We start from the raw sequence: 1,396 nt of genomic DNA on the forward strand, positions 1-1,396 counted from the left end.
ACCGCATCCCCTCTTTCCTGCGCCATGTCGGCCCAGGTGTAGTCACCGGCGCTGCCGACGACGACCCTTCCGGCATCGCCACCTACACGCAGGCGGGGGCGCAGTTCGGCACCGGCCTGCTCTGGACGGTGTTTTTGTCGCTGCCTTTCATGATCGCCATCCAGCTGGTGAGCGCGCGTATCGGACGCGTCACCGGCAAGGGTGTGGCGGCCAACCTGCGCGAGCACACGCCCCGCGCGTTCCTGATGAGCATGGTGTTTTTGCTGGTCATTGCCAACACCATCAACATTGCCGCCGACATTGCCGCGATGGGCGAGGCGCTGCAGCTGGCGGTGGGCGGCGGCGACCACTTTCATGCAGTGGCCTTCGGCATCATCACCGTGCTGCTACAGGTGTTTGTGCCTTACCGCAAGCTCGCACCCATTTTGAAATGGCTCACGCTCTTTCTCTTTGCCTATGTCATCGCCGTGTTCCTGGTGCAGGTGCAGTGGGCCCAGGTGCTGCATGACCTGGTCGTACCCAAACTGCAGTGGACCTCGGGCTACTGGATGATGATCGTCGCGCTGCTGGGCACCACGATTTCGCCTTACCTGTTTTTCTGGCAGGCCTCGCAGGAGGTGGAAGAGCTGCGCCTGAAGGGCGGGGTACTGGGCGCTGAAAAGAAGATCCGCCGCGACCTTCGCCGCGTCAAGCGCGACACCTACATCGGCATGTTTTTCTCTAATGCCATCGCCTTTTTCATCATGGTGTTGGGCGGTGCGGTGCTGTATGCGGCCGGTATCCATGATGTGACATCAGCCGCGCAGGCGGCGCAGGCTTTGCGGCCACTGGCCGGCGATTTTGCCTTTGCGCTGTTCGCCGGCGGCATCATCGCCACCGGCCTGCTGGCCGTGCCGGTGCTGGCCTCGTCGGCCGCCTACGCCGTGGCCGAGGCCTTCGGCTGGCCCGAAGGCCTGGAGCGCCACTGGTACGAGGCCAAACGCTTTTACGCCATCATTGTCATCGCCACCATCGTAGGCACGGGCATGGACTTCACCAGCATAGACCCGATGAAAGCGCTTTACTGGAGTGCCGTGATCAACGGCGTGGTGGCCGTGCCCATCATGGCCGGCCTGATGCTGCTGGCCGGCCGGAAATCGGTCATGGGCAATTTCACCTCGGGCCTGAAGACCACGTGGTTCGGCTGGGGCGGTGTGGTGGTGATGGGCTTTGCGGTGGCGATGATGTTGCTGGATCTGATCCGCCCCTTGTTCTAGGCTTCCCGGCGACGAACCCACAAACGCTGCGGCCCCGCGCCCTGCCCGGCGAGCTGGTCATACGGGTTGCGCAGCCGGCATTTGTCAATCGACAGGCAGCCGCAGCCTATGCAGTCGTCCAGGGTGTCGCGCAGTTTTTT

The 1,396-nt window shown here is 63.1% G+C and carries 1 protein-coding gene and 1 pseudogene; one reads left to right on the forward strand and one right to left on the reverse strand.

Annotated features, from left to right (window positions below; genetic code table 11):
- Nucleotides 1–1,256, forward strand: a 1,256-nt coding sequence (locus AC1DWI_RS23165) for an Nramp family divalent metal transporter (RefSeq protein WP_477725919.1), incomplete at its 5' end; no start/stop codon positions are given.
- Here AC1DWI_RS23165 and AC1DWI_RS23170 read toward each other — a convergent pair.
- A pseudogene (locus AC1DWI_RS23170) lies at nucleotides 1,253–1,396 on the reverse strand (redox-sensitive transcriptional activator SoxR); the annotation flags it as partial. The gene AC1DWI_RS23165 and the pseudogene AC1DWI_RS23170 overlap by 4 nt on opposite strands.

This window comes from Polaromonas sp. P3_C2 (assembly GCF_056402675.1).